At 63.3% G+C, this 24,077-nt stretch carries 23 protein-coding genes; 12 read left to right on the top strand and 11 right to left on the bottom strand.

Translation table 11 applies throughout. The features are described 5' to 3' along the window. Positions 1-27 precede the first annotated feature (27 nt). The 3 genes from V3314_RS24275 to pdxH all read left to right on the top strand — a co-directional run bounded on the left by V3314_RS24275 (position 28) and on the right by pdxH (position 2,916). Entirely contained in the window at positions 28-1,173 is a 1,146-nt protein-coding gene (locus V3314_RS24275) for an EstA family serine hydrolase (RefSeq protein ID WP_046614726.1), read from the top strand. 99 nt (positions 1,174-1,272) lie between these two features. After that, positions 1,273-2,250 carry an OmpA family protein gene (locus tag V3314_RS24270; RefSeq protein WP_322492472.1) on the top strand — a complete coding sequence of 326 codons (978 nt, stop codon included), beginning with the start codon at positions 1,273-1,275 and terminating at the stop codon, positions 2,248-2,250. A gap of 18 nt (positions 2,251-2,268) precedes the next feature. Then, a complete protein-coding gene (gene pdxH, locus V3314_RS24265) occupies positions 2,269-2,916 on the top strand; it encodes a pyridoxamine 5'-phosphate oxidase (RefSeq protein WP_046614724.1) in 648 nt (215 codons plus the stop codon). Between the two features lie 39 nt (positions 2,917-2,955). On the opposite strand, the gene V3314_RS24260 is transcribed toward pdxH, so the two are convergent. Then, positions 2,956-3,189, bottom strand: coding sequence for a hypothetical protein (locus V3314_RS24260; protein WP_085601540.1), 234 nt, complete (start codon positions 3,187-3,189; stop codon positions 2,956-2,958). Between the two features lie 147 nt (positions 3,190-3,336). Here V3314_RS24260 and V3314_RS24255 point away from each other — a divergent pair, with 147 nt between their 5' ends. Beyond that, positions 3,337-3,801, top strand: coding sequence for a glycine zipper 2TM domain-containing protein (locus tag V3314_RS24255; protein ID WP_013973925.1), 465 nt, complete (start codon positions 3,337-3,339; stop codon positions 3,799-3,801). 68 nt (positions 3,802-3,869) lie between these two features. Here V3314_RS24255 and nhaA read toward each other — a convergent pair whose 3' ends face one another. From nhaA to V3314_RS24215, 8 genes are all read right to left on the bottom strand, one after another. Beyond that, the gene (gene nhaA / locus V3314_RS24250; RefSeq protein ID WP_085601538.1) at positions 3,870-5,045 is read right to left on the bottom strand and encodes a Na+/H+ antiporter NhaA; all 1,176 of its coding nucleotides are present in this window, start codon (positions 5,043-5,045) and stop codon (positions 3,870-3,872) included. A gap of 312 nt (positions 5,046-5,357) precedes the next feature. Beyond that, positions 5,358-6,965: an NAD(P)/FAD-dependent oxidoreductase gene (locus V3314_RS24245; RefSeq protein ID WP_046614721.1), complete on the bottom strand. Its 1,608-nt coding sequence runs from the start codon at positions 6,963-6,965 to the stop codon at positions 5,358-5,360. 103 nt (positions 6,966-7,068) lie between these two features. Continuing rightward, on the bottom strand, positions 7,069-7,743 hold the full coding sequence (locus V3314_RS24240; protein WP_108481821.1) for a hypothetical protein: 675 nt from the start codon (positions 7,741-7,743) through the stop codon (positions 7,069-7,071). Between the two features lie 239 nt (positions 7,744-7,982). Beyond that, positions 7,983-8,684 (bottom strand): ATP-binding cassette domain-containing protein, encoded by a 702-nt coding sequence (locus tag V3314_RS24235; protein WP_013973921.1) that lies wholly within the window; start codon positions 8,682-8,684, stop codon positions 7,983-7,985. Further along, a complete protein-coding gene (gene livG, locus V3314_RS24230) occupies positions 8,685-9,452 on the bottom strand; it encodes a high-affinity branched-chain amino acid ABC transporter ATP-binding protein LivG (protein WP_013973920.1) in 768 nt (255 codons plus the stop codon). Beyond that, complete coding sequence (locus tag V3314_RS24225; RefSeq protein ID WP_025340357.1) at positions 9,449-10,705, bottom strand: high-affinity branched-chain amino acid ABC transporter permease LivM; 1,257 nt, start codon at positions 10,703-10,705, stop codon at positions 9,449-9,451. The genes livG and V3314_RS24225 overlap by 4 nt, the downstream gene beginning before the upstream one ends. Further along, the gene (livH, locus tag V3314_RS24220; RefSeq protein ID WP_025340356.1) at positions 10,702-11,625 is read right to left on the bottom strand and encodes a high-affinity branched-chain amino acid ABC transporter permease LivH; all 924 of its coding nucleotides are present in this window, start codon (positions 11,623-11,625) and stop codon (positions 10,702-10,704) included. Before livH ends, V3314_RS24225 begins: the two co-directional genes overlap by 4 nt. Before the next feature lie 184 nt (positions 11,626-11,809). Beyond that, positions 11,810-12,925, bottom strand: coding sequence for a branched-chain amino acid ABC transporter substrate-binding protein (locus V3314_RS24215; RefSeq protein WP_024087643.1), 1,116 nt, complete (start codon positions 12,923-12,925; stop codon positions 11,810-11,812). A 359-nt stretch (positions 12,926-13,284) separates the two neighbouring features. On the opposite strand from V3314_RS24215, the gene V3314_RS24210 reads away from it, so the two are divergent. Then, complete coding sequence (locus V3314_RS24210; RefSeq protein WP_046614718.1) at positions 13,285-13,596, top strand: DUF2288 domain-containing protein; 312 nt, start codon at positions 13,285-13,287, stop codon at positions 13,594-13,596. A 162-nt stretch (positions 13,597-13,758) separates the two neighbouring features. Beyond that, a complete protein-coding gene (locus V3314_RS24205; protein ID WP_196173680.1) occupies positions 13,759-14,646 on the top strand; it encodes an NAD(P)-dependent oxidoreductase in 888 nt (295 codons plus the stop codon). Here V3314_RS24205 and V3314_RS24200 read toward each other — a convergent pair. Further along, on the bottom strand, positions 14,546-16,810 hold the full coding sequence (locus V3314_RS24200) for a bifunctional diguanylate cyclase/phosphodiesterase (protein WP_196188579.1): 2,265 nt from the start codon (positions 16,808-16,810) through the stop codon (positions 14,546-14,548). The two genes, V3314_RS24205 and V3314_RS24200, sit on opposite strands and share 101 nt — an antisense overlap. Before the next feature lie 297 nt (positions 16,811-17,107). Next, on the bottom strand, positions 17,108-19,954 hold the full coding sequence (gene rapA, locus V3314_RS24195) for an RNA polymerase-associated protein RapA (protein WP_046614716.1): 2,847 nt from the start codon (positions 19,952-19,954) through the stop codon (positions 17,108-17,110). A gap of 161 nt (positions 19,955-20,115) precedes the next feature. Between rapA and V3314_RS24190 the strand changes: the two genes are divergently transcribed. The 6 genes from V3314_RS24190 to V3314_RS24165 all read left to right on the top strand — a co-directional run bounded on the left by V3314_RS24190 (position 20,116) and on the right by V3314_RS24165 (position 24,070). Beyond that, on the top strand, positions 20,116-20,811 hold the full coding sequence (locus V3314_RS24190; RefSeq protein WP_338459733.1) for a hypothetical protein: 696 nt from the start codon (positions 20,116-20,118) through the stop codon (positions 20,809-20,811). 63 nt (positions 20,812-20,874) lie between these two features. Then, entirely contained in the window at positions 20,875-21,204 is a 330-nt protein-coding gene (locus tag V3314_RS24185) for an aspartate-semialdehyde dehydrogenase (protein ID WP_085601531.1), read from the top strand. Between the two features lie 67 nt (positions 21,205-21,271). Then, positions 21,272-21,433 carry a hypothetical protein gene (locus V3314_RS24180; protein WP_178081805.1) on the top strand — a complete coding sequence of 54 codons (162 nt, stop codon included), beginning with the start codon at positions 21,272-21,274 and terminating at the stop codon, positions 21,431-21,433. Positions 21,434-21,568: 135 nt separating this feature from the next. Then, entirely contained in the window at positions 21,569-21,685 is a 117-nt protein-coding gene (ccoM, locus tag V3314_RS24175; RefSeq protein ID WP_025340347.1) for a cytochrome c oxidase subunit CcoM, read from the top strand. 203 nt (positions 21,686-21,888) lie between these two features. Further along, a complete protein-coding gene (locus V3314_RS24170) occupies positions 21,889-23,877 on the top strand; it encodes an FUSC family protein (protein ID WP_338459732.1) in 1,989 nt (662 codons plus the stop codon). Further along, positions 23,864-24,070: a DUF1656 domain-containing protein gene (locus V3314_RS24165; RefSeq protein ID WP_046614712.1), complete on the top strand. Its 207-nt coding sequence runs from the start codon at positions 23,864-23,866 to the stop codon at positions 24,068-24,070. Before V3314_RS24170 ends, V3314_RS24165 begins: the two co-directional genes overlap by 14 nt. Positions 24,071-24,077: the final 7 nt, after the last annotated feature.

Below are 24,077 nucleotides of genomic sequence, written 5' to 3'. Positions count from 1 at the left end.
CGGAATTGGTCGTACGGAGAACAGCGGGTGCAGATCCAGGGTCACTATGAGCTGAAGTTCGAAGCAGTGCGCGAAGCCTTTGCCGCGCTGTTCGATGATCCCCAGGAGCGTGGCGCCGCGCTGTGCATCCAGGTCGGTGGCGAAACCGTGGTCGACCTGTGGGCTGGCTGTGCCGACAAGGACGGCCAGCAGGCCTGGCACAGCGATACCATCGCCAACCTGTTCTCCTGCACCAAGACCTTCACCGCTGTCACCGCCCTGCAACTGGTCGGCGAGGGCAAGCTGGCGCTCGATGCGCCAGTGGCCAACTATTGGCCCGAGTTCGCCCAGGCAGGCAAACAGGCGATCACCCTGCGCCAGTTGCTCAGCCACCGTGCCGGTCTGCCGGCCATCCGTGAGCTGCTGCCGGCCGAGGCGCTGTATGACTGGCAGGCCATGGTCGATGCGCTGGCAGCCGAAACGCCCTGGTGGAAACCCGGCACCGAGCACGGCTACGCCGCCATTACTTATGGCTGGCTGATCGGCGAGCTGATCCGCCGTGCCGACGGCCGTGGCCCCGGCGACTCGATCGTGGCCCGTACCGCTCGGCCGTTGGGGCTGGATTTTCATGTCGGCCTGGCGGACGATGAGTTCCATCGCGTAGCGCATATCGCCCGTGGCAAGGGCAACGCCGGGGACGCCGCGGCGCAGCGCCTGCTGCAGGTGACCATGCGCGAGCCCGAGGCCCTGTCGACCCGTGCCTTCACCAACCCGCCGGCGATACTGACCAGTACCAACAAGCCTGAGTGGCGGCGCATGCAGCAGCCAGCGGCCAATGGTCATGGGAATGCGCGTAGCCTGGCGGGTTTCTATGCCGGGTTGCTGGACGGTAGCCTGCTCGAATCCGAACTGCTCGACGAACTGACCCGTGAGCACAGCATCGGGCAGGATCGCACCCTGCTCACCCAGACGCGTTTTGGCCTGGGCTGCATGCTCGACCAGCCCGATGTGGCCAATGCCACCTTCGGCCTCGGGGCCCGCGCCTTCGGCCATCCAGGCGCCGGCGGCTCGGTCGGTTTCGCTGACCCGGAACACGATGTGGCCTTCGGTTTCGTGGTCAATACCCTCGGCCCTTATGTGCTCATGGACCCGCGAGCCCAGAAACTGGTACGTGTCCTTGCCAGTTGCCTTTGATCGGGTAATGCGGGTGTTGCCCCACCCCTTTGACTATCCTCAATGCCAACGCCTGAAGCGTGTAGGCAAAATTTCTTTCTATTTCATGGTGTATCGCTGATGTCTTCACACAAAACCTTAGCACTCGCCCTGTGCCTGACCGCCGTTACAGGCTGCGCCAGTCACCCCCAGGACGGCTCGAAGGACAGCGCCTCGAGCTGGTGGCCCTTTGGTTCGGAAAAGGTTGCCGAGCAGGAAGTGAAGGAAGCCGTCACTGAAAACGTGGCCAAGGCCGACGCCAAGTCCGACAACGCCAGCCGTTGGTGGTGGCCGTTTGGCGGTGAAGAAAAGCAGGCAAAGGGGCCGGTGGTACCGAAGATCGACCAGAAGGCCACCCAGGCCTGGCTGGACGAGTACGAGCCCAAGCTGCGTGAGGCGATCAAGGGCAGCAAGCTGGAGCTGGAGCGCCGTGACAACGTGCTGGCCGTAACCATCCCGGTGGACAGCTCGTACAACCCCGATCGTCCGAACATGCTGCTGCCGATGACCCTGGGCCCGATCACCCGTGTGGCCAAGACCGTCGAAGGCGATGCCAAGACCGCCGTGCTGGTGCTTGGCCATGCCGACAGCAGCGGTGTCGCTGCTGCCAATCAGAAGCTCAGCCTGGAGCGCGCCGCTTCGGTGTCGGCCATTTTCCGCCTCAGCGGCCTGCAGCGTGATCGCCTGAACCTCAAGGGCATGGGCTCGGAAATGCCGCGCGCCGCCAACGACAGCGCCGAGGGCCGTGCCCTGAACCGCCGTGTGGAAATGCTGTTGACCCCGCAGAACACCATGGTCGCCCTGCTGGCCAAGTACCAGCAAGCCGCTCCGGCGCGGGCCCCGATGGTGGCGGTGCAGGACGTCAAGGCGCCTGCTGCCAAGCCTGCCGACAGCAAGCCGGCCACCAAGGCTGCGGCGAAGAAATCTGTCACCAAAGCCAAGGCCAAGGCGCCTGCCAAGACAACGGCCAAGAAAAAAGCCGCGCCGGCCAAGCCCGTCGCCAAGAAAGCTACCGCTGACAAGAAAGTAGCTGCAAACAGCCCTGCGAAGACCAACTGATCGTCAAGGAACGCAGCAATGACCCAATCCCTGGCTGATATGCGCCGCGACTACACCCGCGATGGCCTGGCTGAAGCCCAGGCCCCGGGGGAGCCGTTCGCCCTGTTCCACCAGTGGTTCGCCGACGCGGTGAAAACCGAGCAGGTACCGGTGGAAGCCAACGCCATGACCCTGGCCACTGTCGATGGTGAAGGCCGTCCTCACTGTCGTATCTTGTTGCTGAAGGGGCTCGATGAGCGTGGTTTCACCTTCTTCACGAACTACGATAGCGCCAAGGGCCAGCAACTGCTGTTCAACCCTTTCGCCGCCATGACCTTCTTCTGGCCTGCACTGGAGCGCCAGGTGCGCATCGAAGGGCGTGTGGAAAAGGTCACGCCTGAGGAATCTGACGCCTACTACCAGGTGCGCCCGCTGGGCAGCCGCCTGGGGGCATGGGCTTCGCCGCAGAGCCAGGTAATCGCCAGCCGTGAGGAGCTGGAGCTGCTGGTCAAGGCCACCGAGGCGCGCTTCTGCGACACTCAGCCGCATTGTCCGGAACATTGGGGTGGGTATCGTTTGCTGCCTGAACGCATCGAATTCTGGCAGGGGCGGGCCAGTCGCCTGCATGACCGACTGAACTACCGGCTGGTGGATGGGCAATGGCTGCGGGAGCGGTTGGCGCCCTGAAATTGTGGGGCCGCTTTGCGGCCCTTTCGCGACACAAGGCTATCCCGGAAACCCGGCAGCCTCCCGCTCCAACCACCCCGCCAACTGCTTGCGCCCCACCTTCTCCACGCGCGCCTGCTCCAGCCGTTGCAGCATATACGCGCGCTTTTCTGGGGCCGACCCAGCCAGCGACAATGCCAGGTCACGGTCCATCCAGCGGCGCATGCGCACATACAGCCACCAGTGGAAGTAAAGCCCCGCGACGGTGGTGACCACGACGATGAAGTAATCCATGGCTATCCTTGGTCTCACTTGAAATGGCCTCGACACAGCCATGCAGGCTGTACCCTGGCTGAATGAAAACAATTTTATTACGTTTGTACCGTGACAGCGGTCAACCTGCAGCGTCTAATGGACACCTGACTTATGGAGACTTTACCCATGCGTAAATCCGCTTTGCTGGTGGCGACCTTTACCACCATGTCGTTGTTGCTGGGTGGCTGTGCCTCGAGCCTGACCGGTGACAGCTACTCCCGTGATGAGGCCCGCCGCGTGCAAACCGTGCGCATGGGCACCATCGAGTCCCTGCGTCCGGTCAAGATCGAGGGCACCAAGACCCCGATCGGTGGTGGTGCTGGCGCCATCGTCGGTGGTGTGGCCGGCAGCGCCGTGGGTGGTGGTCGTGGCAGCATCGTTGCCGCCGTGATCGGTGCCGTAGCCGGTGGTCTGGCCGGTTCCGCCGCCGAAGAAGGCCTGACTCGTACCCAGGGTGTCGAAATCACCGTGCGTGAGGACGATGGCAGCATGCGGGCCTATGTGCAGGCCGTACAGCAGAACGAGATCTTCCGCGTTGGCGACCGCGTACGCATCATGACCGTCGACGGCACCAGCCGCGTTACGCACTGACCGTAGCCCAACAAGAAAAACCCCGACATGGCGCTCGCCAGTCGGGGTTTTTTCATGCTGCGACCAGGTCAGCCGACGTTGGGCTTGCGGCTGGCCATGGCGGTTACCGCATAGCCGATCACGGCGGCGAAGAACGAGCCGGTGAGAATACCCATGCGGTCCATACCGGCGTAATCACTGCTGCCAGGTACAAAGGCGAGCGAGCCGACGAACAGGCTCATGGTGAAGCCGATGCCGCAAAGTATCGCCACACCCAGCAATTGCCCCCAACTGGCGCCGACAGGCAGCGCGGCCAGGCGCAGCTTGACCGCGACCCAGGTCAGCCCGAAGACCCCCACGGTCTTGCCCAGCAGCAGCCCGACGGCGATGCCCAGTGGCACCGGGTGGGTGAAACTGTCTACGGTCATGCCTGCCAGCGATACACCGGCATTGGCGAAAGCGAACAGTGGCAGGATGGCGTATGCGACCCACGGGTGCAGGGCGTGTTCCAGGGCGAGCAGTGGCGAGCGTTCGGCATGGCGCGTGCGCAGCGGGATGCACAGGGCCAGGGCTACCCCGGCCAGGGTGGCATGCACACCGCTCTTGAGCACGCAGACCCACAGGATCAGGCCAACGATCATGTATGGCCCAAGCTTGACCACGCCAAGCCGGTTCATGGCCACCAGCACTATCAGGCAAGCGGCGGCCAGCAGCAACGACACGCTTGACAGGGTGCCCGAGTAGAACAGGGCAATGACGATGATCGCACCCAGATCGTCGATGATCGCCAGGGTCATCAGGAACAGTTTCAGCGACACCGGCACGCGCTTGCCCAACAGGGCCAGTACGCCGAGGGCGAAGGCGATGTCGGTGGCGGTGGGGATCGCCCAACCGGCCACGGCGGCAGGGTTGTCACGGTTGATGAACCAGTAGATCAGTGCCGGAATCACCATGCCGCCCACGGCGGCGGTGGCAGGCAGGATCACCTGGGAGGGCTTGGACAGGTGGCCGTCGACCACCTCGCGCTTGACCTCCAGGCCGATGAGCAGGAAGAACAGGGCCATCAGGCCGTCGTTGATCCACAGCAGCAACGGTTTGGCGATATGCAGCGCGCCGACCTGGACGGCGACGGGAACGTCGAGCAGGCCGCTATACAGATAGGACAGCGGTGAGTTGTTGATGACCAGGGCCAGAATGGCCGCGGCGATCAGCAAAAGGCCGCTGGCGGCTTCGAGCTGGAAGAAGCGGGTGAACAGGCTACGCACGGGCTATAGGCTCTCCATGAGCAGTTGACGATGGAACGGGCATACACCCTAGCCTGTGACGATATGCTTTCAAACAAAAACTATATTCGTTTTTGTTATATGGTGTTACTGGCTGGGCTGAGGGAAGACTAGATGCAGATGGGGAAGGAGTGGGGAGGGGAATTCTGATGTTTGCTGTGGATTGTTCTGATGTCGGCAGTGGCCCTTTCGCGGGTGAACCCGCTCCCACAGGTACTTCACAGTTTTCAATACCTGTGCAGTACCTGTGGGAGCGGTTTTACCCGCGAAGAGGCCCTGGCATGTAATAAAGGATCAGAGGCCGAGCATATCCCGCGCCACCGCCTCGGCGATGCGAATGCCATCGACACCCGCCGACAGGATCCCGCCCGCATACCCGGCCCCTTCACCCGCCGGGAACAGCCCCTTCAGGTTCAGGCTCTGGAAGTCCTCACCGCGGGTAATGCGAAGCGGCGACGAGGTGCGGGTCTCGATACCGGTCAGCACTGCGTCATGCAGGTTGTAGCCCTTGATCTGCCGGTCGAACGCCGGCAGGGCCTCGCGAATGGCCTCGATGGCGAAGTCCGGCAGGCTCGGGGCCAGGTCGCCCAGGGTCACACCTGGTTTGTAGGACGGCTCGACACTGCCCAGCGCTGTCGACGGCCGGCCGGCGACGAAGTCACCCACCAGCTGCGCCGGAGCCTGATAGTTGCTGCCACCCATCACATAGGCGTGGGCTTCCAGGCGCTCCTGCAGCTCGATGCCGGCCAGCGGGCCACCTGGGTAGTCGCGCTCGGGGTCGATGCCGACGACGATGCCGGAGTTGGCGTTGCGCTCGTTACGCGAGTACTGGCTCATGCCGTTGGTAACCACCCGGCCTGGCTCGCTGGTGGCGGCAACCACGGTGCCGCCCGGGCACATGCAGAAGCTGTATACCGAACGGCCATTCTTGGCGTGGTACACCAGCTTGTAGTCGGCGGCACCAAGTTTCGGGTGGCCGGCGTACTTGCCCAGGCGTGCCTTGTCGATCAGCGTTTGCGGGTGTTCGATGCGGAAGCCCACCGAGAACGGCTTGGCTTCCATGTACACGCCCTTGGCATGCAGCATGCGGAAGGTGTCGCGGGCACTGTGGCCCAGGGCCAGCACCACATGGCGCGAGTGCAGCTGTTCGCCGCTCTCCAGCACCACGCCGGTCAGTTGCCCATCCTCGATCAGCAGGTCGGTGACCTTCTGCTGGAAGCGCACTTCGGCCCCCAGGGCGATCATGTCCTGGCGCATCTGCTCGACCATGCCGGTGAGGCGGAAGGTACCGATGTGCGGCTTGTTGATGTACAGGATCTCGTCCGGCGCGCCGGCCTTGACGAACTCTTCCAGTACTTTGCGGCCGTGGTGCTGCGGGTCCTTGATCTGGCTGTACAGCTTGCCGTCGGAGAAGGTACCGGCGCCGCCTTCGCCGAACTGCACGTTGGACTCGGGGTTGAGCACGCTCTTTCGCCACAGGCCCCAGGTGTCCTTGGTGCGCTGGCGCACTTCCTTGCCGCGCTCGAGGATGATCGGCTTGAAGCCCATCTGTGCCAGCAACAGGCCGGCGAAGATGCCGCACGGGCCGAAGCCGACCACGATCGGGCGCTCCTGCAGATCGGCAGGGGCCTGGCCGACGAACTTGTAGGTCACGTCTGGCGCCGGGCCGATGTTGCGATCGTCGGCGAACTTGCTGAGCAGCTCGGCTTCGTTGCTGGCTTCCAGATCGATGGTGTAGATGAACAGCAGTTCGCTGTTCTTCTTGCGCGCATCGTAGCTGCGCTTGAACAGGTTGAAGCTGAGCAGTTGCTCGTCACGGATGCCCAGGCGCTGGACGATGGCTTCACGCAGGGCTTCGTCGGGATGGTCCAGGGGCAGCTTCAGTTCGGTGATTCGTAGCATGGCAGGGTCCAGTATCCCGGCCATGGGCGGCCGGCGGCTTTACACAAACCGCCAAGTATAAGCTGTTCGCCGCCCTGACTGGCAGGATAAAAGCGCCCGGCGATCAGTTGTCGCGGGCACCGCCATAGTAACCGCAGCCTTGCAGGGTCTTGCCGTCGATGCGCAATTCGGCGCGCAGGTGGTGGATGGCGCCGGTGGCGCTGTCTACGCAGCGTTGTGGCGCGACCCACAGCTCCACGTGCTGGCCGTTGGCTTCGCTGGTCAGGGTCAGGCCACCGCCGGGCACTTCTTCCTCCAGGAAGGGGAGAGGCAGGGGTTGCTGGCCGACGCGGTTGAGCACCATGCCTTTGCCGCTGGCCTTGATGTCCCATTCTGGTTCGTGGCCGTTGGCGCGCAGGGTCAGCTGCTTGAAGTTGGGGTCTTCACAGGCGCGCGTGGAAGGCTCCAGACGGTACAGGCGGCGTACTTCCAGCTGGCCGTCGTTGTTGGCCTGCCTGCTGCCGGTGAGGCGGCCACGGACGTCGGCGAACAGCTTGTCGTTGGCGTCCTTGGCCAGGTTGGCGGCCTCCTGAAGGATGCCCGTGGCGGCGACGTCGTTGATCACGAAGGTGCGGTTTTCGCTGCACGGCTTGAACAGCAATTGGCCACCGGCGGCACGCAATTCGCCCTGCATGCGCGTGGTGCCGATGTTCGGGTCGCTGGGGGCGTCAGCCATGAGCTGGCAGCCGGCGAACAGGGGCAGCAGGGCGGTGAGCAGCAGGGTGGGGGTGAGGCGCATGGGGCGGGCTCCGGGGGTCTTTGCCGTGAAAGCAGGCCACGTTACTCAGGCTGGCGCTGGATCACAAGTTAATGGTTGCCTGTGCTGGCCCTATCGCCGGCAAGCCAGCTCCCACAGGCCCCCACAACTTTCAGGAACTGTGGGTTACCTGTGGGAGCTGGCTTGCCGGCGATAGGGCCAGTACAGGCAATACATTTCTGACAGGTAGAAAAAAGGGCCAGTAGATGGCCCTTTTCCCATCAACCCCCCAGGTACGCGTCGCGCACCTTCGGGTCGGTCAGCAGTGCTTCCCCAGTACCCTGCATCACCACCCGGCCGTTCTCCAGCACATACGCTCGATCAGCGATCTTCAGCGCCTGGTTGGCGTTCTGTTCCACCAGGAACACCGTCACGCCATCACGGCGCAGCTGTTCGATGATGTCGAAGATCTGCTGGATGATGATCGGCGCCAGGCCCAGCGAGGGCTCGTCGAGCAGCAGCAGCTTGGGCTTGCTCATCAGCGCCCGGCCGATGGCGAGCATCTGCTGCTCGCCACCGGACATGGTGCCGCCCCGCTGGATATAACGCTCCTTCAGGCGCGGGAACAGCTGTAGCACCTTGTCCAGCTGCTCCTGGTAATCGCCCTTGTCGGTGAAGAAACCACCCATCGCCAGGTTTTCCTCGACGGTCAGGCGGGAGAACACGCGGCGGCCTTCCGGCACTACCGCGATGCTCTTGCGCATGATGTGCGAGGACGGTTGGCCGACCAGTTCTTCACCCAGGTACTTGATGCTGCCGCTGTGCGCCTGCGGCGAGCCGCACAGGGTCATCAGCAAGGTCGACTTGCCGGCACCGTTGGCGCCGATCAGGGTAACGATCTCGCCCTGGTTGATCTCTACGTTGACGCTGTGCAGTGCCTGGATCTTGCCGTAGAAGGTGGAAACGTTCTCGAACTTCAGCATTTACGCTTCCCCCAGGTAGGCTTTGATCACGTCAGGGTTGTCGCGGATCTCTTCCGGCGTGCCGTGGGCCAGGGGGGTACCCTGGTTGATCACCACGATATGGTCGGAAATGCTCATCACCAGTTTCATGTCATGCTCGATCAGCAGCACGGTGACGTTGTGCGACTCACGCAGGTAGGCGATCAACGCCTTGAGGTCTTCGGTCTCCTTCGGGTTCAGGCCCGCTGCCGGTTCGTCGAGCATGATGATGCGCGGCTGGGTCATCATGCAGCGGGCGATCTCCAGGCGGCGCTGCTGGCCATAGGCGAGGGTGCCGGCGGTACGGTTGGCGAACTCGGTCAGGTTGACCTTCTCCAGCCAGTATTGCGCGCGCTCCATGGCCTCCTTCTCGCTGCGGCGGAAGCTCGGGGTCTTGAACAGGCCGGCGAAGAAGTTGGTGTTCAGGTGGCGGTGCTGGGCGATCAGCAGGTTTTCCAGCGCGGTCATTTCCTTGAACAGGCGCACGTTCTGGAAGGTCCGCACCACGCCCTTGCGGGCGATCTGGTGCCCGGCCAGGCCCTGGATCGGCTGGCCATCGAGCAGGATGGTGCCGCCGCTGGGCTTGTAGAAACCGGTCAGGCAGTTGAAGACAGTGGTCTTGCCGGCACCGTTCGGGCCGATCAGTGCCACCACCTGTTTTTCCTTGACGGTCAGGCCCACGCCGTTGACCGCCAACAAGCCGCCGAAGCGCATGCTCAGGCCGCTGACTTGCAGAATTTCGCGGCTCATCGACGCAGCTCCATGTGTGGACGTTGCATAGGCAGCAGGCCTTGCGGACGCCAGATCATCATCAACACCATCAGCGCACCGAACATCAGCATCCGGTATTCGCTGAACTCACGCATCAGCTCGGGCAGCAGGATCATCACGATGGCCGCGAGGATCACGCCCAGTTGTGAGCCCATGCCGCCGAGCACGACGATGGCGAGGATGATCGCCGACTCGATGAAGGTGAACGACTCCGGCGTCACCAGGCCTTGGCGCGCAGCGAAGAAGCTGCCGGCGAAACCGGCGAAGCAGGCGCCCAGGGTGAAGGCCGACAGCTTGATCACGGTCGGGTTCAGGCCCAGTGCACGGCAGGCGATCTCGTCTTCGCGCAGGGCTTCCCAGGCGCGGCCGATCGGCATGCGCAGCAGACGGTTGATCACGAACAGCGCCAGCAGGGCCAGCAGCAGGGCCACCAGGTAGAGGAAGATGACCTTGTTGATCGAGTTGTATTCCAGCCCGAAGAACTCATGGAAGGTCTGCATGCCTTCGGCGGCACGGCGTTCGAAAGTCAGGCCGAAAAGCTCTGGCTTGGGGATGTTGCTGATGCCGTTGGGGCCGCCGGTCCAGTCGGTGAGGTTACGCAGGAACAGGCGGATGATCTCGCCGAAGCCGAGGGTCACGATCGCCAGGTAGTCACCGCGCAGGCGCAGCACCGGGAAGCCGAGCAGGAAACCGAAGGTAGCGGCCATCAGGCCGGCAATCGGCAGGCATACCCAGAAACTCCAGCCCAGGTAGTGCGAGAGCATGGCGTAGCTGTAGGCGCCAACGGCGTAGAAGCCGACGTAACCGAGGTCGAGCAGGCCCGCCAGGCCGACCACGATGTTCAGGCCCAGGCCCAGCAACACGTAGATCAGGATCAGCGTGGCAATGTCGACCGCACCGCGCGAGCCGAAGAACGGCCACACCAGTGCCGCGACGATCAGGCCCATGATCACGTAGCGCTGGGTCTTCGGCAGGGTCAGGTAGTTGCTGACTGCCGGCGGGATCAGCTTGCGATCCGAACGGCGGCCCATTACCGAGTTCCACTGCTTGTCGAACAGCACGCGCAGGAACATCAGGACCGAGCACAGGGCAATGATGCTGAGGTTGAACGAGCCCTGGCTGTGCACGGACAGGCTGATGCCGTCGATGCTCAGTTTCAGGCCCAATACCGGGAAGGCCACGGCCCATACCAGCAAGGCGCTGAAAAACGCCTGTTTGAGATTTCTGTTCATACTTTTTCAACCTCCGGGCGGCCCAGGATGCCGGTCGGCCGGAATAGCAGGACAAGAACCAACAAGCCGAATGCCACCACGTCCTTGTACTGGTCGCCGAAGATATCGGCACCGAACGCTTCGGCCACGCCCAGCACCAGCCCACCGAGCATGGCGCCCGGGATGCTGCCGATGCCACCCAGCACCGCCGCGGTGAAGGCCTTCAGGCCCACCAGGAAACCGGCGTTGGGGTTGATCACCCCGTACTGCATGCTCAGCAGCACGGCCGCCACCGCCGCCAGGGCGGCACCGATGACGAAGGTGAGGGCGATGATGTTGTTGGTGTTGATGCCCAGCAGGTTGGCCATCTTGATGTCCTCGGCACAGGCGCGGCAGGCGCGGCCCAGGCGGGAACGGGAGATGAACAGGGTGAGGCAGGTCATTGCCACCAGGGTGACCACGAACACCAGGATCTGCATGTAGCTGATCAGTACTTCCTCCGCGCCGCCCGGCCCGAACGAGAAGCTTCCGGGGATCAGGTTGGGGATGGACTTGTCCTTGGAGTCTTGCGACAGCAAGACGGTGTTCTGCAGGAAGATCGACATGCCGATGGCGGAAATCAGCGGGATCAGGCGGTTGCTGTTGCGCAAGGGGCGGTAGGCAACCCGTTCGATGCTGTAGCCATAGGCACTGGTGACGAAGATCGTCGCGACGAAGGCGACGGTCATGAGGATCGGCAGCGAATGGATACCCATCATGGCCAGGCCAGCCAAGGCGATGAAGGCCACGTAGGAACCGATCATGTACACCTCGCCGTGGGCGAAGTTGATCATGCCAATGATGCCGTACACCATCGTGTAGCCGATGGCGATCAAGGCATAGGTGCTGCCGATGGTCAATCCATTAACCAGTTGTTGGAAGAAATGGTAGATCTCAGGCATTACAGCGCTCCTAAAAACCTGATTTGCATTTCGCTGGCGGGGGTAAGGCCAGGAAACCGCGGGTGACGGTTTTAAGATTTTCAGGTGAGCCGCCCCCGGATCGCGGGGATCAGGCCCATGAACCTCATAAAACAAAGCCCACTGCTCGCACAGTGGGCTCGTAGGTCAGCTATTAGTCACGCAGTTACTGAGGGGAGACTTCGGTCTTCGGCTTGCCGAAGTGCCATTCGTAGACCACGAACTTGAAGTCTTTCAGGTCGCCTTTGTCGTCGAACGACAGGTCACCGGTCGGGGTCTTGAAGGTACCTTTGTGGATGGCGGCTGCCACCTTGTCGGCATCTTCGGACTTGGCTTCCTTGATGCCCTGGGCGATCAGCTCGACAGCCGAGTAGGCCGGGAACACGAACGGGCCGCTTGGGTCCTTGCCGTCAGCCTTGATGGCGTCGACGATCTTCTTGTTCGCAGGGTCCGCGTCGAACGACTTCGGCAGGGTCACCAGCAGGCCTTCGGAGGCGTTCTGGGCGATCTGCGAGATGGAGTCGTTGCCCACGCCTTCCGGGCCCATGAACTTGGCTTTCAGGCCTTTTTCCTGAGCCTGGCGCAGGATCAGACCCAGCTCTGGGTGGTAGCCGCCGTAGTAGACGAAGTCGACGTTGTTCTGCTTGAGCTTCTGGATGATCGAGGAGAAGTCCTTGTCACCGGCGTTCAGGCCTTCGAACACGGCAACCTTGGTGCCTTTGCCTTCAAGGGTCTGCTTGACTGCGGTAGCGATGCCTTCACCGTACTGCTGCTTGTCGTGCAGGACGGCGACCACCTTCGGCTTGACGTGGTCGGCGATGTAGTTGCCGGCAGCAGGGCCCTGGGCGCTGTCCAGGCCGATGGTGCGGAAGATCAGCTTGTAACCACGGGCGGTGATTTCCGGGGAGGTGGCGGCTGGGGTGATCATGATCACGCCTTCGTCTTCATAGATGTCGGACGCAGGCTGGGTGGAGCTGGAGCACAGGTGGCCGATGACGAACTTGACGCCATCGTTGACCACCTTGTTGGCGACTGCAACGGCCTGTTTAGGGTCGCAGGCGTCGTCGTATTCCTTGGCTTCGAGCATCTTGCCATCCACGCCGCCCGCGGCGTTGATATCCTTGATGGCTTGCTTTGCGCCGATGAACTGCATGTCGCCGTACTGGGTCACAGGGCCGGTCTTGGGGCCCGCAATCCCGATCTTGATGGTATCGGCGGCAAACGAATGGCTGGCTACCCCTGCCAGAACCATTGCGGCGAACAGCTTGGAAATCTTGATCATAGTGCTCCACTCATTCTGTTGTAATTCTTATAGTCCTGGCGGCCAGGGCTACAGACCGGGCGGGATTTGCGGCGTGGCCATGCCAACGCGCAAGCCCACCTTCCCCCGGAACATGTCCCGGAACTGTACCGGTACAGTGTAGAGCGCTGCCCGAGCGCTTGAAAAGCGGTCGAAAAGTGCCTGCTTCCTGGGTTGTCGCTTGGTCGACACAAAGATACAGAAAGGCGCCATCAAACTGCCTGCATCTGCGATCCTGCCCCACAAGATCGGGATCAATCGACCAAATTACATATTTGAAACCGGGTTTTTCTGCAAAAATGCCGGCCTTTTTTATTGGCCGATTTTTGCGGATACCACCCATGACTGATCAAACAAGCACCCTCTATGCCAAATTGCTTGGCGAGACGGCAATCATCGAGTGGAAAGCGCTGGAGCGTTTCTGGGCAAAGGGTGACCTGATTTGGGTCGACCCGAGCCTTGACCTGATCGCCGTTGCCGAGGCGATGGCCGAGAATCGCAGCGAGATCTTCGCCAAGTGGCGTAGTGATGGCACTGTTGGGCCAGTGACCGCCGAGCAGGCCCATGACCTGCAAAGCCGCGACCCAGAGATCTGGGCGGTAGTAGTTTCGCCGTTCATCGTGATCCAGGTGAAGCGCCCGGCAGAAGCGTGATCGCTTTTGGTGCGCAAAAATGCGCAGTAGCCCCGTTTTGGTGCTCGAAGGCGCTCAGGGCGGGTAGAGGGAAGTAACAATTCGGCGTGGCGGTAACAGTTTACGGGATGCGTAATGGGGCCGCACAGCGGCCCCCGGGGTTTTTATAGTCAGGAGTCATTGATGAGCACTGCACTACCTTCGCTTGGATTCGCCGGCATCGGCCTGATGGGCCTGCCCATGTGCCGGCGCCTGTTGGCAGCGGGCTACCCGCTGACCGTATGGAACCGCAGCCCGGAAAAGTGCGCTGCACTGGTCGCCGCCGGCGCGCGCCTGGCCGGCAGCCCTGCCGAACTGTGCCGCGACAGCGACATGCTGCTGCTGTGCCTGGCCGACACGGCCGTGGTCCGTGAGGTGGTGTTCGGCGAGCAAGGCATCGCCCAGGGCGGGCGCAGCGGCCAGTTGCTGATCGATTTTTCCAGCCTGGAGCCAACCGCCACCCGTGAAATGGCTGCCGAACTGGCAGCGCTGTGCGGCATGGCCTGGCTGGACGCGCCAGTTTCCGGCGGCACGCCCGGGGCCGAAGCCGGCACCCTGGCGATCATGGTCGGTGGCGAGGCGACCGACCTGGAGCGCGCCCGCCCAGTACTGCAGGTGCTCGGCCAGCGCGTGACGCACATGGGGGCGGTGGGCGCGGGCCAGGTGACCAAGGCCTGCAATCAGATGATCGTGGCCTGCAATGCCCTGGTGATCGCCGAAGTGGTGGCCTTGGCTGAACAGTCCGGGGTCGACGCGACGCTGATCGCCGAAGCGCTGGCGGGCGGCTTTGCCGATTCCAAACCGCTGCAGATCCTCGCTCCGCAAATGGCCGAAAGCCGCTTCGAGCCGATCAAGTGGCACGTGCGCACGCTGCTCAAGGACCTAGATGGCGCGGTCAAGTTCTCCCGCGAGCAAGGCTCGGCGACGCCGCTCAGTGGCCTTGCCGCACAATTGATGCGCCTGCACGCAAGCCAGGGGTACCTGCAAAAAGATCCGGCGACCCTGGTTGAGCTGTATCGCAGCAAGGTTTGAACACGCCACCCTGGTGCTGCAGCCGTTCCAGCAACGAGCGCAGTTCGGCCAGTGGCTCGGGGCGACCCAGCAGGTAGCCTTGCAGATAGTCGCAGCCGTGGGCTTCGAGAAACGCCAGCTGTTCGGCGGTTTCCACGCCCTCGCTGACTACCTGAAGATGCAGGGTATGCGCCATGACGATGATCGCCTGGACGATCTCGCGGTCCTTCTGGCTGCCCGGCACATCCTGCAGGAAGCTGCGGTCGATCTTCAGCACATCCAGCGGCAGGCGCTTGAGGTAGGCCAGTGACGAGTAGCCGGTGCCGAAGTCATCGATCGACAGCGTCACGCCCAGGGCGCGCACGCGTTTGAGCAGGTTGACTGTGCGCTGGATATCACCCATCAGGGCGTTCTCGGTCACTTCCAGCTCCAGCTGCCGGGGCGCGAGCCCGGCGTGGAACAGCGCCTTCTCCACTTCGTTGGGCAGTTCGTCGTGGCTGAGAGTGACTGCCGAGCAATTGACCGTGACCTTGAGGTTGCCATGGCCGTGGCGCTGCAGATAGGCCATGTCGGCGCAGGCGTGGCGCAGCACCCACAGGTCGAGGTCGATGATCAGCCCGTTGGCTTCGGCGATGGCGACAAAACGATCGGGCCCGAGCAAGCCGTGTTGCGGGTGGCGCCAGCGCACCAGTGCTTCCAGTTTGGCCACTTGCCTGCTGCGCATGTCGAAGATCGGCTGGTAGTGCACGCACAGCCCATGCTCCTCGAGCAGGGCCACCCTCAGTTCCTCTTCCAGCTGCAGCGCAATCGAGGCCTGGGTCTTAAGGCTGTCGTTGAAGAAGTTCAGGCTGTTGCGCCCATTGCCCTTGGACTGGTACAGGGCGAGGTCTGCATGCTTGAGCAGCTCTTCGGCGGTGGTGCCGTCGTCGGGGAAGATGCTGATGCCGATGCTGGTGGTCATGACCATGCGTCGGCCGCCCAGGTTGATGGGCTCTTTCATTCTCTGCATGATGCGCTGGGCCAGGTGGCGGGCTTCGTCGCGGTTATTGAGGCTGGTAACCACGCAGAACTCGTCGCCGCCAAGGCGCGCGACCAGGTCGTGGTTGCGGGTGGCGGCCTTGATGTGGCTGGCGATCACCTTGAGCAGTTCGTCGCCGGCGTCGTGACCGAGGCTGTCGTTGATGCGCTTGAAATGGTCGATGTCCAGGAACATCACTGCCAGGTGGCTTTCCGTTACCTTGTGTTCGGCCAGGCGTTCAGCGAACACCTGGTTGAAACCGCGACGGTTTACCAGGCTGGTCAGCGCATCGTAGTGCGCAGCCTGCTGCAGCGACGCGCGGGCCTGGTCGAGTTGGCTGAGCAACACGCTGACCCGGCGCAGGTCGTGTTCCTTGCTTTGCAGCTTCTTGTCGGCCAGTGCGCTACTGATGCTGGCAGCACTGATGAGCAGGGTAATGAAGCCGATGCCCAGCGCCAGTTGCAAGCTGTTGTCGCCAGAGGGCAGGCGCAGGGCGGTGTCGGCCGGGATGACCAGGGTCATGGCCGACATCGCGGTGAAATGGGTGGCGACAATACCGCCGGCCATCAGCAGGCTGGCGCCGTACTTCATGGCCTGGTGCAGGTTGCCGCTGCCATGCCGGAAGTAGCGGGCCAGGTACAGCGCGGTCAGGCTGGTGAGCAGGGCAATGGTGGTCGAGGCCAGCAGCAAGCCGGATTGGTAGTACTGGCGGGCGCCGGTTTCCAGGGCGGCCATGCCTACGAAGTGCATCACGATGATACCCAGGCCGATCAGTACCGCACTTTGCAGGTAGTGGTGTGCGCGCATCTGGCTGCGGTCGAGGCTGTGCATGGCCAACCAGGCGACGGCCAGAGCGATGAGCAGCGAAAGGATGGTCAAGGACGCGTCGTAGTGCACTTCCACTGGAGCCTGGAAGGCCAGCATGCTGATGAAGTGCATGGCCCAGATGCCGCCTGCGAGGCAGCAGGCACCGAGCATGTTCCATTGTCGGTGGGCGGTGGGGTCTTCGCTGTGGGATTGGCGCTCTGCCATGTCCAGGGTGGCAAAGCAGGCCGCACAGGCGACGAAGTAGGCGAGCAGAACCAGGAGCGGTTCATGCCGGCAATCAATGACGATGCGCCCGGTTGCCGGCAGGTCGGCGAACAGTTGCAGCCCCAGCCACTCCATGGAATGCCTCATGATCGAGTTTTCACTCGTCTGCGCTACAACCCTGTGCAGACTGTCCAGAGGCAGTATAGGAAGAGGTGTTTAAGCCTTCCTGACTAATGGCAAATTGATTTCTACGATTTGGTTATGGAACCAATCGCCGCCAAGAATATTGGCTCGCTTTTTTGCAGAAGCGGCCTTGTGTCGCGATGGGCTGCGTAGCAGCCCCAGATTTCTGCACTACCGCAAAAATGCTGGGGCTGCTGCGCAGCCCATCGCGACACAAGGCCGCTCCTACAAGGGGGGGCGGAGGAAAGACTAGCCAGCCACCAGCACGCGAATGGCTTCCAGGCGCAGGGCGGCCTTTTCCAGCATCGCCAGGCCCTCTTCGCGCTGCTTGCGCAGCGCTTCGATCTCGCTGTCGCGCACGCTTGGGTTGACCGCTTGCAGCGCGATCAGACGGGCCAACTCTTCGTCGGCTTCCGCTGTCAGGCGGCGCTGGGCCTCGGCCACGCGCTCGACGTGGGCCGGCATGACCTTGGCCTCGCCACTGCTGATGCGCTGGGCAAGCACGTCGCGCTGGGCCTGGACGAACTTGTTGGCGCTGGCGCGCGGTACGCTTTCGAGCTGGTCGTTGAGTGTTTCGAAGGCCACGCGGGACGCCAGGTCGTTGCCGTTGGCATCGAGCAGGCAGCGCAACGCCGCCGGTGGCAGGTAACGGCCCAGTTGCAGACTACGCGGTGCCACCACCTCGCTGACGAACAGTAGTTCAAGCAGCACGGTGCCGGGTTTGAGCGCCTTGTTCTTGATCAGCGCCACGGCAGTGTTGCCCATCGAGCCGGACAGAACCAGGTCCATGCCGCCTTGCACCATCGGGTGCTCCCAGGTGAGGAACTGCATGTCCTCACGCGACAGGGCCTGGCCACGGTCGTAGGTGATGGTCACGCCTTCGTCGTCGCCCAATGGGAAGCTGGCGTCGAGCATCTTCTCGCTTGGCTTGAGGATCAGGGCGTTTTCGGAATGGTCTTCGCTGTCGATGCCGAAGGCGTCGAACAGGGTTTCCATGTAGATCGGCAGGGCGAACTGGTCGTCCTGTTCGAGAATGGCCTCGACCAACGCCTGGCCTTCGCCGGCACCACCGGAGTTGAGTTCCAGCAGGCGGTCACGGCCAGTATGCAGTTCGGCTTCCAGGCGCTCGCGCTCGCTTCGGGCATCGGCCACCAGGGCTTCCCAGGCCTTGCTTTCGCCGCCTTCGAGCAGCGGCAGCAGGCGCGGGCCGAACTGGTGCTGCAGCGCGTTGCCGGTAGGGCAGGTGTTGAGGAAGGCGTTGAGGCCTTCGTGGTACCACTGGAACAGGCGCTCTTGCGGGCTGTCCTGCAGGTACGGGATATGCAGCTGGATGGTGTGCTTCTGGCCGATACGGTCCAGGCGGCCGATACGCTGTTCGAGTAGGTCGGGGTGCGCTGGCAGGTCGAACATCACCAGATGGTGAGCAAACTGGAAGTTGCGGCCTTCGCTGCCGATCTCGGAGCAGATCAGCACCTGCGCGCCGAACTCTTCGTCGGCGAAGTAGGCAGCGGCGCGGTCCCGTTCGAGGATGCTCATGCCTTCATGGAACACCGAGGCCGGGATGCCGGAGCGCACGCGCAGGGCGTCTTCCAGGTCCATCGCGGTTTCGGCATGGGCGCAGATCACCAGCACCTTGGTGCGCTTGAGCATCTTCAGGGTGTCGATCAGCCAGTCGACGCGTGGGTCGAAACGCCACCAGCGCTCGTCGTCGGCCACCTCGCCCTGGGCCTGGAAGGCGACTTCCGGGTACAGCTCGGCATGTTCGCCGGCTGGCAGGTCGCGGTACTGCTCGGGCGTGGCCAGTGGGTATGGGTGCAACTGGCGCTCAGGGAAGCCCTGGATCGCCGCGCGGGTGTTACGGAACAGCACGCGGCCGGTGCCGTGGCGGTCGAGCAGCTCACGGATCAGGCGCGCACTGGCCTGGGTATCGCCGTCGCTGACCGCGGCCAGCAGGGCTTCGCCTTCGGCTCCCAGGAAGCCCTGGATGGTGGCGTGGGCCTTGGGCGACAGGCGGCCTTCGTCGAGCAGTTCCTGTACGGCTTCAGCCACCGGGCGGTAGTGCTCGCTCTCGGCTCGGAAGGCGGCCAGGTCGTGGAAACGGTTGGGGTCGAGCAGGCGCAGGCGGGCGAAGTGGCTGTCCTGGCCGAGCTGCTCGGGGGTGGCCGTGAGCAGCAACACGCCCGGGATCACCTGGGCCAGCTGTTCGACCAGGCCGTATTCGGCGCTGACCTGGTCTTCGTGCCAGACCAGGTGGTGGGCTTCGTCCACCACCATCAGGTCCCAGCCGGCGGCGAACAGCGCGTCCTGGGCCTTTTCGTCTTCGACCAGCCACTCCAGGGCCACCAGCGCCAGCTGGGCATCCTCGAACGGGTTGCTGGCGTCGCTTTCGATGAAGCGCTCGGCATCGAACAGGGCCACCTGCAGATTGAAGCGGCGGCGCATTTCCACCAGCCACTGGTGCTGGAGGTTTTCCGGTACCAGGATCAGAACGCGGCTGGCGCGGCCAGACAGCAGCTGGCGGTGGATCACCAGGCCGGCCTCGATGGTTTTGCCCAGGCCCACTTCGTCGGCCAGCAAGACGCGCGGCGCGCTGCGGTCGGCGACTTCGCGGGCGATGTGCAACTGGTGGGCGATGGGTTGGGCGCGGCAGCCGCCCAGCCCCCACAGCGCCGACTGCATCTGCTTGCTGGTGTGCTGCAGTGTGTTGTAGCGCAGGCTGAACCACGACAGCGGGTCGATTTGCCCGGCGAACAGGCGGTCACTGGCCAGGCGGAACTGGATGAAGTTCGACAACTGGGTTTCCGGCAGCGTGCGCGGTTGATTCTGCCCGTCCAGGCCGTGGTAGACCATCAGCCCGTCGATGTCCTCCACCTCGCGCACGGTCAGCTTCCAGCCTTCGAAGTGGGTGATCTGGTCACCTGGCGAGAAGCGCACGCGGGTCAGCGGCGCATTGCGCAGGGAATACTGGCGGGTGTCGCCAGTGGCCGGGTAGAGCACGGTCAACAGGCGGCCATCCTGCGCCAGGATGGTACCCAGGCCGAGCTCGGCTTCGCTGTCGCTGATCCAGCGTTGCCCCGGTTGATACTGCTGCGCCATACTGCCTGAACTCCCGCGATGAAAAAGCCGATTATGTTAACGGATCGGCCGGTCAGACCAAAGTGCCGAGCGCATCGAAAGGTGCCGAAGTGCGATAGGTAGCAACAGTCTAGCCGCTTCATCGCACCCCACCGTGCTGCCGACGAGGGCCCCCGATCAACATGTCTGCCAAGCACCGCTGGATCAGCACTTCGATGGCCGTGGGCAGCCTGTTGCTACTGGCCGCCTGCGAGCAGAAAAACTTCGAGACCTTGCCCGCCATCCCGATCGAGCAGCTCGAGGTACTGGGCGTGCAGACGCCGATCAAGAGCGTGCACTTTCGTGACCGCGACGGTGAAGGCCTGCTGGTATTGAGCCGCAGCGATGGCCAGGCCAGCGACCCGGAAAGCGAGCAGGAAGTGGACAAGGTGGTACTCAGGGCCACGCTGTACGGGCGCACCGCCGAAAACGACGCGTTCAAGGCGCGCTGGCAGATCGAACAGGAAACCACCTGTCCGGGGCTGGACCTGGATGTGGACTTCTATAACGACGTCAGCGATGTCGGCGACCTGAACAAGGACGGCATCGCCGAGGTGACGGTTGCCAGCCATGCCTTCTGCGGCGGTGGCATCGACCCGCACGACATCGCCATCGAGATGCGCGAAGGGCAGGCCAGCTATAGCATCACCGGCCAGTCGCTGATTACCCCGGCGGGTGAAGAGCCGATCGGCGGTGAGCGTGAGGACAGCGCTTCGCTCAAGGCCGCGCCGCAGGTGCTTCGCGAGCACATGGATGCGGTCTGGCAGCAGGTGTACAAGCGCCCTTGGAGCGAGGCCAGCCCGCCAAGCGACGGCGACCCTGACGACGAAACCGAATAAGTGTTGTGCCAGCCATCAAGGTAAACCCGCGCCTGCCGATACAGGGGGCATAGGAGAACGTCCATGCTGCCACCGATCATTCCGCTCAGTGCCGCGCCGGTGACCTCGCAACAGGACCCGGTCAAGCCGACACCCGACATCAAGCCGGTGGTGCCGACGCAACCTGCATCCGGTGAAAGTGCCATCGACCTCAAGCACCAGCGTGACCCGCAAGAGCATGCGCTGCTGCTGCGTGAGGAGCAGCGCCGCCAGCAGCAACGCCGGCAGAAGGGCGACGACGAACGCTACAGTGCTATGCCGGGTGACGAGGTCAACGCCGACAATACCGTGCCGGTGGCACCGTTGATGGGCGAGCATGTACGCCAGGGGCTGCTGGTGGACATCGAAGTCTGACATGGGGCTGGTCAGCGCCAGCGCCTGGCTTCATCATGCAAGTCTCAGTTGATCGTCGAGCCCACCCATGAGCCAAGACAACCTCATCGATTTCGATGCCGAACGCGCCAAGCGTATCCACGACCTCAAGGAAAAGCGCCTGAACGAAATGCGCAATGCGTTCGAGCAAGCCCTGCCGTTGAACACTGCCAAGAAAAAGAAGCCCAAGGGCAAGCCGAAGAAGCGCTGAAACTTGACGCAGGTCAACCCTGCACCCGCCTCGCGTGCCCGGCCCCGGGCACCATTGACACCGATCAATTTTCCCCGCCCCCACATTGGTTAACGTGCACCCATCGGACAACGGCAAACGAATGGGGAGGCCAGCATGTTCTTCGACAACGTGGTTATCGCCGGAGTGGTAACGGTCGGGTTGATGGTCGTCTTCTTTGCCGGTCTGGGCATTTTCATCTGGAAGGACTCGAACAAGCGCAAGCCGCGCTGACCTTCCGGGTACACGAGCACGCAAGGCATTTAGGGCGACTTCGGTCGCCCATTTTTTTGCCTGCAGCCTTGTGCTGCGAAGAGGTCGGGACAGGATTATCTGTACCTCCATAAAGATGATTAGCTAGCTAATTAACCGTTTCCGCTTTATCCTTCCCACCATTGTCTATCTTTCTACAAGACCATCCCCGCAAGGTCCGTCTCGTGCCCATCACCCTCCAGGCCCTGTTCGCCCCTAGCAGCCTCGCCCTCAAGTTCGCCATCAAGACCCTGCTCGGTGGCGGGCTGGCGCTGTGGCTGGCGATGCGCTGGGGGCTGGAGCAACCGTCCTGGGCACTGATGACCGCTTTCATCGTCGCCCAGCCGTTGTCGGGCATGGTGGTGCAGAAGGGCCTGGCGCGGTTGGCCGGTACCTTGGTCGGCACGTTCGCGTCGGTGCTGTTCATCGGCCTGTTTGCCCAGACCCCATGGCTGTTCCTGCTCACCTTGGCCCTGTGGCTGGCCCTGTGCACCGCCGCCTCCACCCAACTGCGCAGCGCCTGGGCCTATGCCTTCGTGTTGGCAGGCTACACCGCAGCGATCATTGCCCTGCCGGCCATCGACCACCCGTTGCAGGTTTTCGACCAGGCCGTGGCGCGCTGCACCGAGATCTGCCTGGGTATCTTCTGTGCCACCGCCAGCAGTGCCTTGCTCTGGCCCATGCGGGTAGAGCAGCAACTGGGCGGGCAGGCCCGCCAGGCCTGGCAGAACGGCCTGCAGGCCGCCAGTGCCATGCTGGGCGGCGAAGACGAGGCGCGCAAAGGCCTGCTGGAAAGCCTGGGGCGTATCGTTGCCATCGACAGCCAACGCGAACACGCCTGGTTCGAAGGCAACCGCGGGCGCCAGCGCGCTCGTGCCATTCGCGGCCTGAGCCAGAAACTGATGGTGCTGCTGCGCATTTCCCGTTCGGTGCGCCGGCAGTGGCGGCAACTTGATGAGCGCCAGGCCGAAAGCCTGGCACCCTGGTTGGAGGAGGTGCGCGCACTGCTGGGCAAGCCCGACCAGCCGAGCCTGTTGTTGCTGCGCCAGCGCATCTGGGATGCCGCCCACGACGAACAGATCAGCCCGGCGGAGCACTTCTGCCTGGCGCGCATGGCGCTGCTGCTGGATTACGCCATGGCTGCCAGCCAGGCGCTGGAGGATGTGGAAGCGGGCAGGGCGCCCAAGGATGTGTCCCAAGGCCTGGCCGCGCACCGCGACTGGTCGCGGGCTTTGCTGTTCGGCTCACGCAGTGCGCTGGCCTTTCTGGTAATGAGCGGCTTCTGGCTGGCTACCGCCTGGCCTTCGGCACCGGGTGGGCTGGTGTTGACCTGCGTGGTCTGCAGCCTGTTCGCCAGCCGCGAGAATGGTGCGCAGATCGGCTTGAGCTTTTTGCGCGGAATCTGCCTTGCCATACCTGCGGCATTTCTGGTCGGGCAGATTCTGCTGCCGCAATGGAGCAGCTTCGCCATGCTGTGCCTGGGCATGGGCGTGCCGCTGTTTCTTGGCGCGCTGGGCATGGCTCACCCGCGGACCGGGGCCACGGCTACCTCCTATTGCCTGCACTTCATCGTGCTGGTGTCGCCGCTCAACGCCATGCAGTTCGGCGTGGCCACCATGCTCAATAGTGCCTTGGCCATGCTGGTGGGGGTGTCGGCGGCGGTGATGGCCTTTCGTTTGTTGGTGTTTCGCCACCCGGCCTGGCTGGGCCGGCGCCTGCGCGCGGCGACCCAGAACGACTTGGTGCGCCTGACCCGGCGCGACCTGCGCGGGGCCGACAGCTGGTTTGGCGGGCGCATGGCCGACCGCCTGATGCAACTTGCGCGGCATGCCAGCGAACTGCCCGAGAACGAGCGCAAGCGCTGGGACGATGGCCTGCACGGCCTGGATATCGGCGACGAACTGGTGCATCTGCGCATGTGCCTGGCGGTCGCCCAGGCCCCGTTGGGGCGCGCCGAGCGCGAATACCTGCAGCAGGTAGAGGCCGTGCTGGCCAAAGGGCCGGCGCCCGGGCGTGGGCAGCGCCTGGATGCCGCCAGCGAACAGTTCATTGGCGCCTTGCGCCGTCTACCCTCCAGCGATCCGCTGCGGTTGGCCGAAGGGGCGGTGCTGCAACTGCAGAAAAGCTGGGGCAAGTGGTGCCGCTGGCAGGAGGAAACCCATGGGGTTGCGTGAGTGGGAAGTGGGCGGCGTGCTGTTCAGTCCCTTTCTGGTTTATGTGTTGCTGGCGCTGGTACTTACCGGGTTGCTGCGACTGCTGGTGCAGGCCACGCCGTTGGGGCGCTGGATCTGGCATGAAGCGCTGTTCGACGCGGCGTTGTTCGTTTGTGTGTTGTTCCTGGTGGTGCGACTGCTGGGAGCTTTATAAAGGAGTG

The sequence above is a fragment of the Pseudomonas sp. TE3-3-F2023 genome (assembly GCF_036784815.1).
Classification (GTDB): domain Bacteria; phylum Pseudomonadota; class Gammaproteobacteria; order Pseudomonadales; family Pseudomonadaceae; genus Aquipseudomonas; species Aquipseudomonas pudica.
Note: the sequence above shows the minus strand (reverse complement) of the source record. Positions and strands in the feature narration are given on the sequence as shown.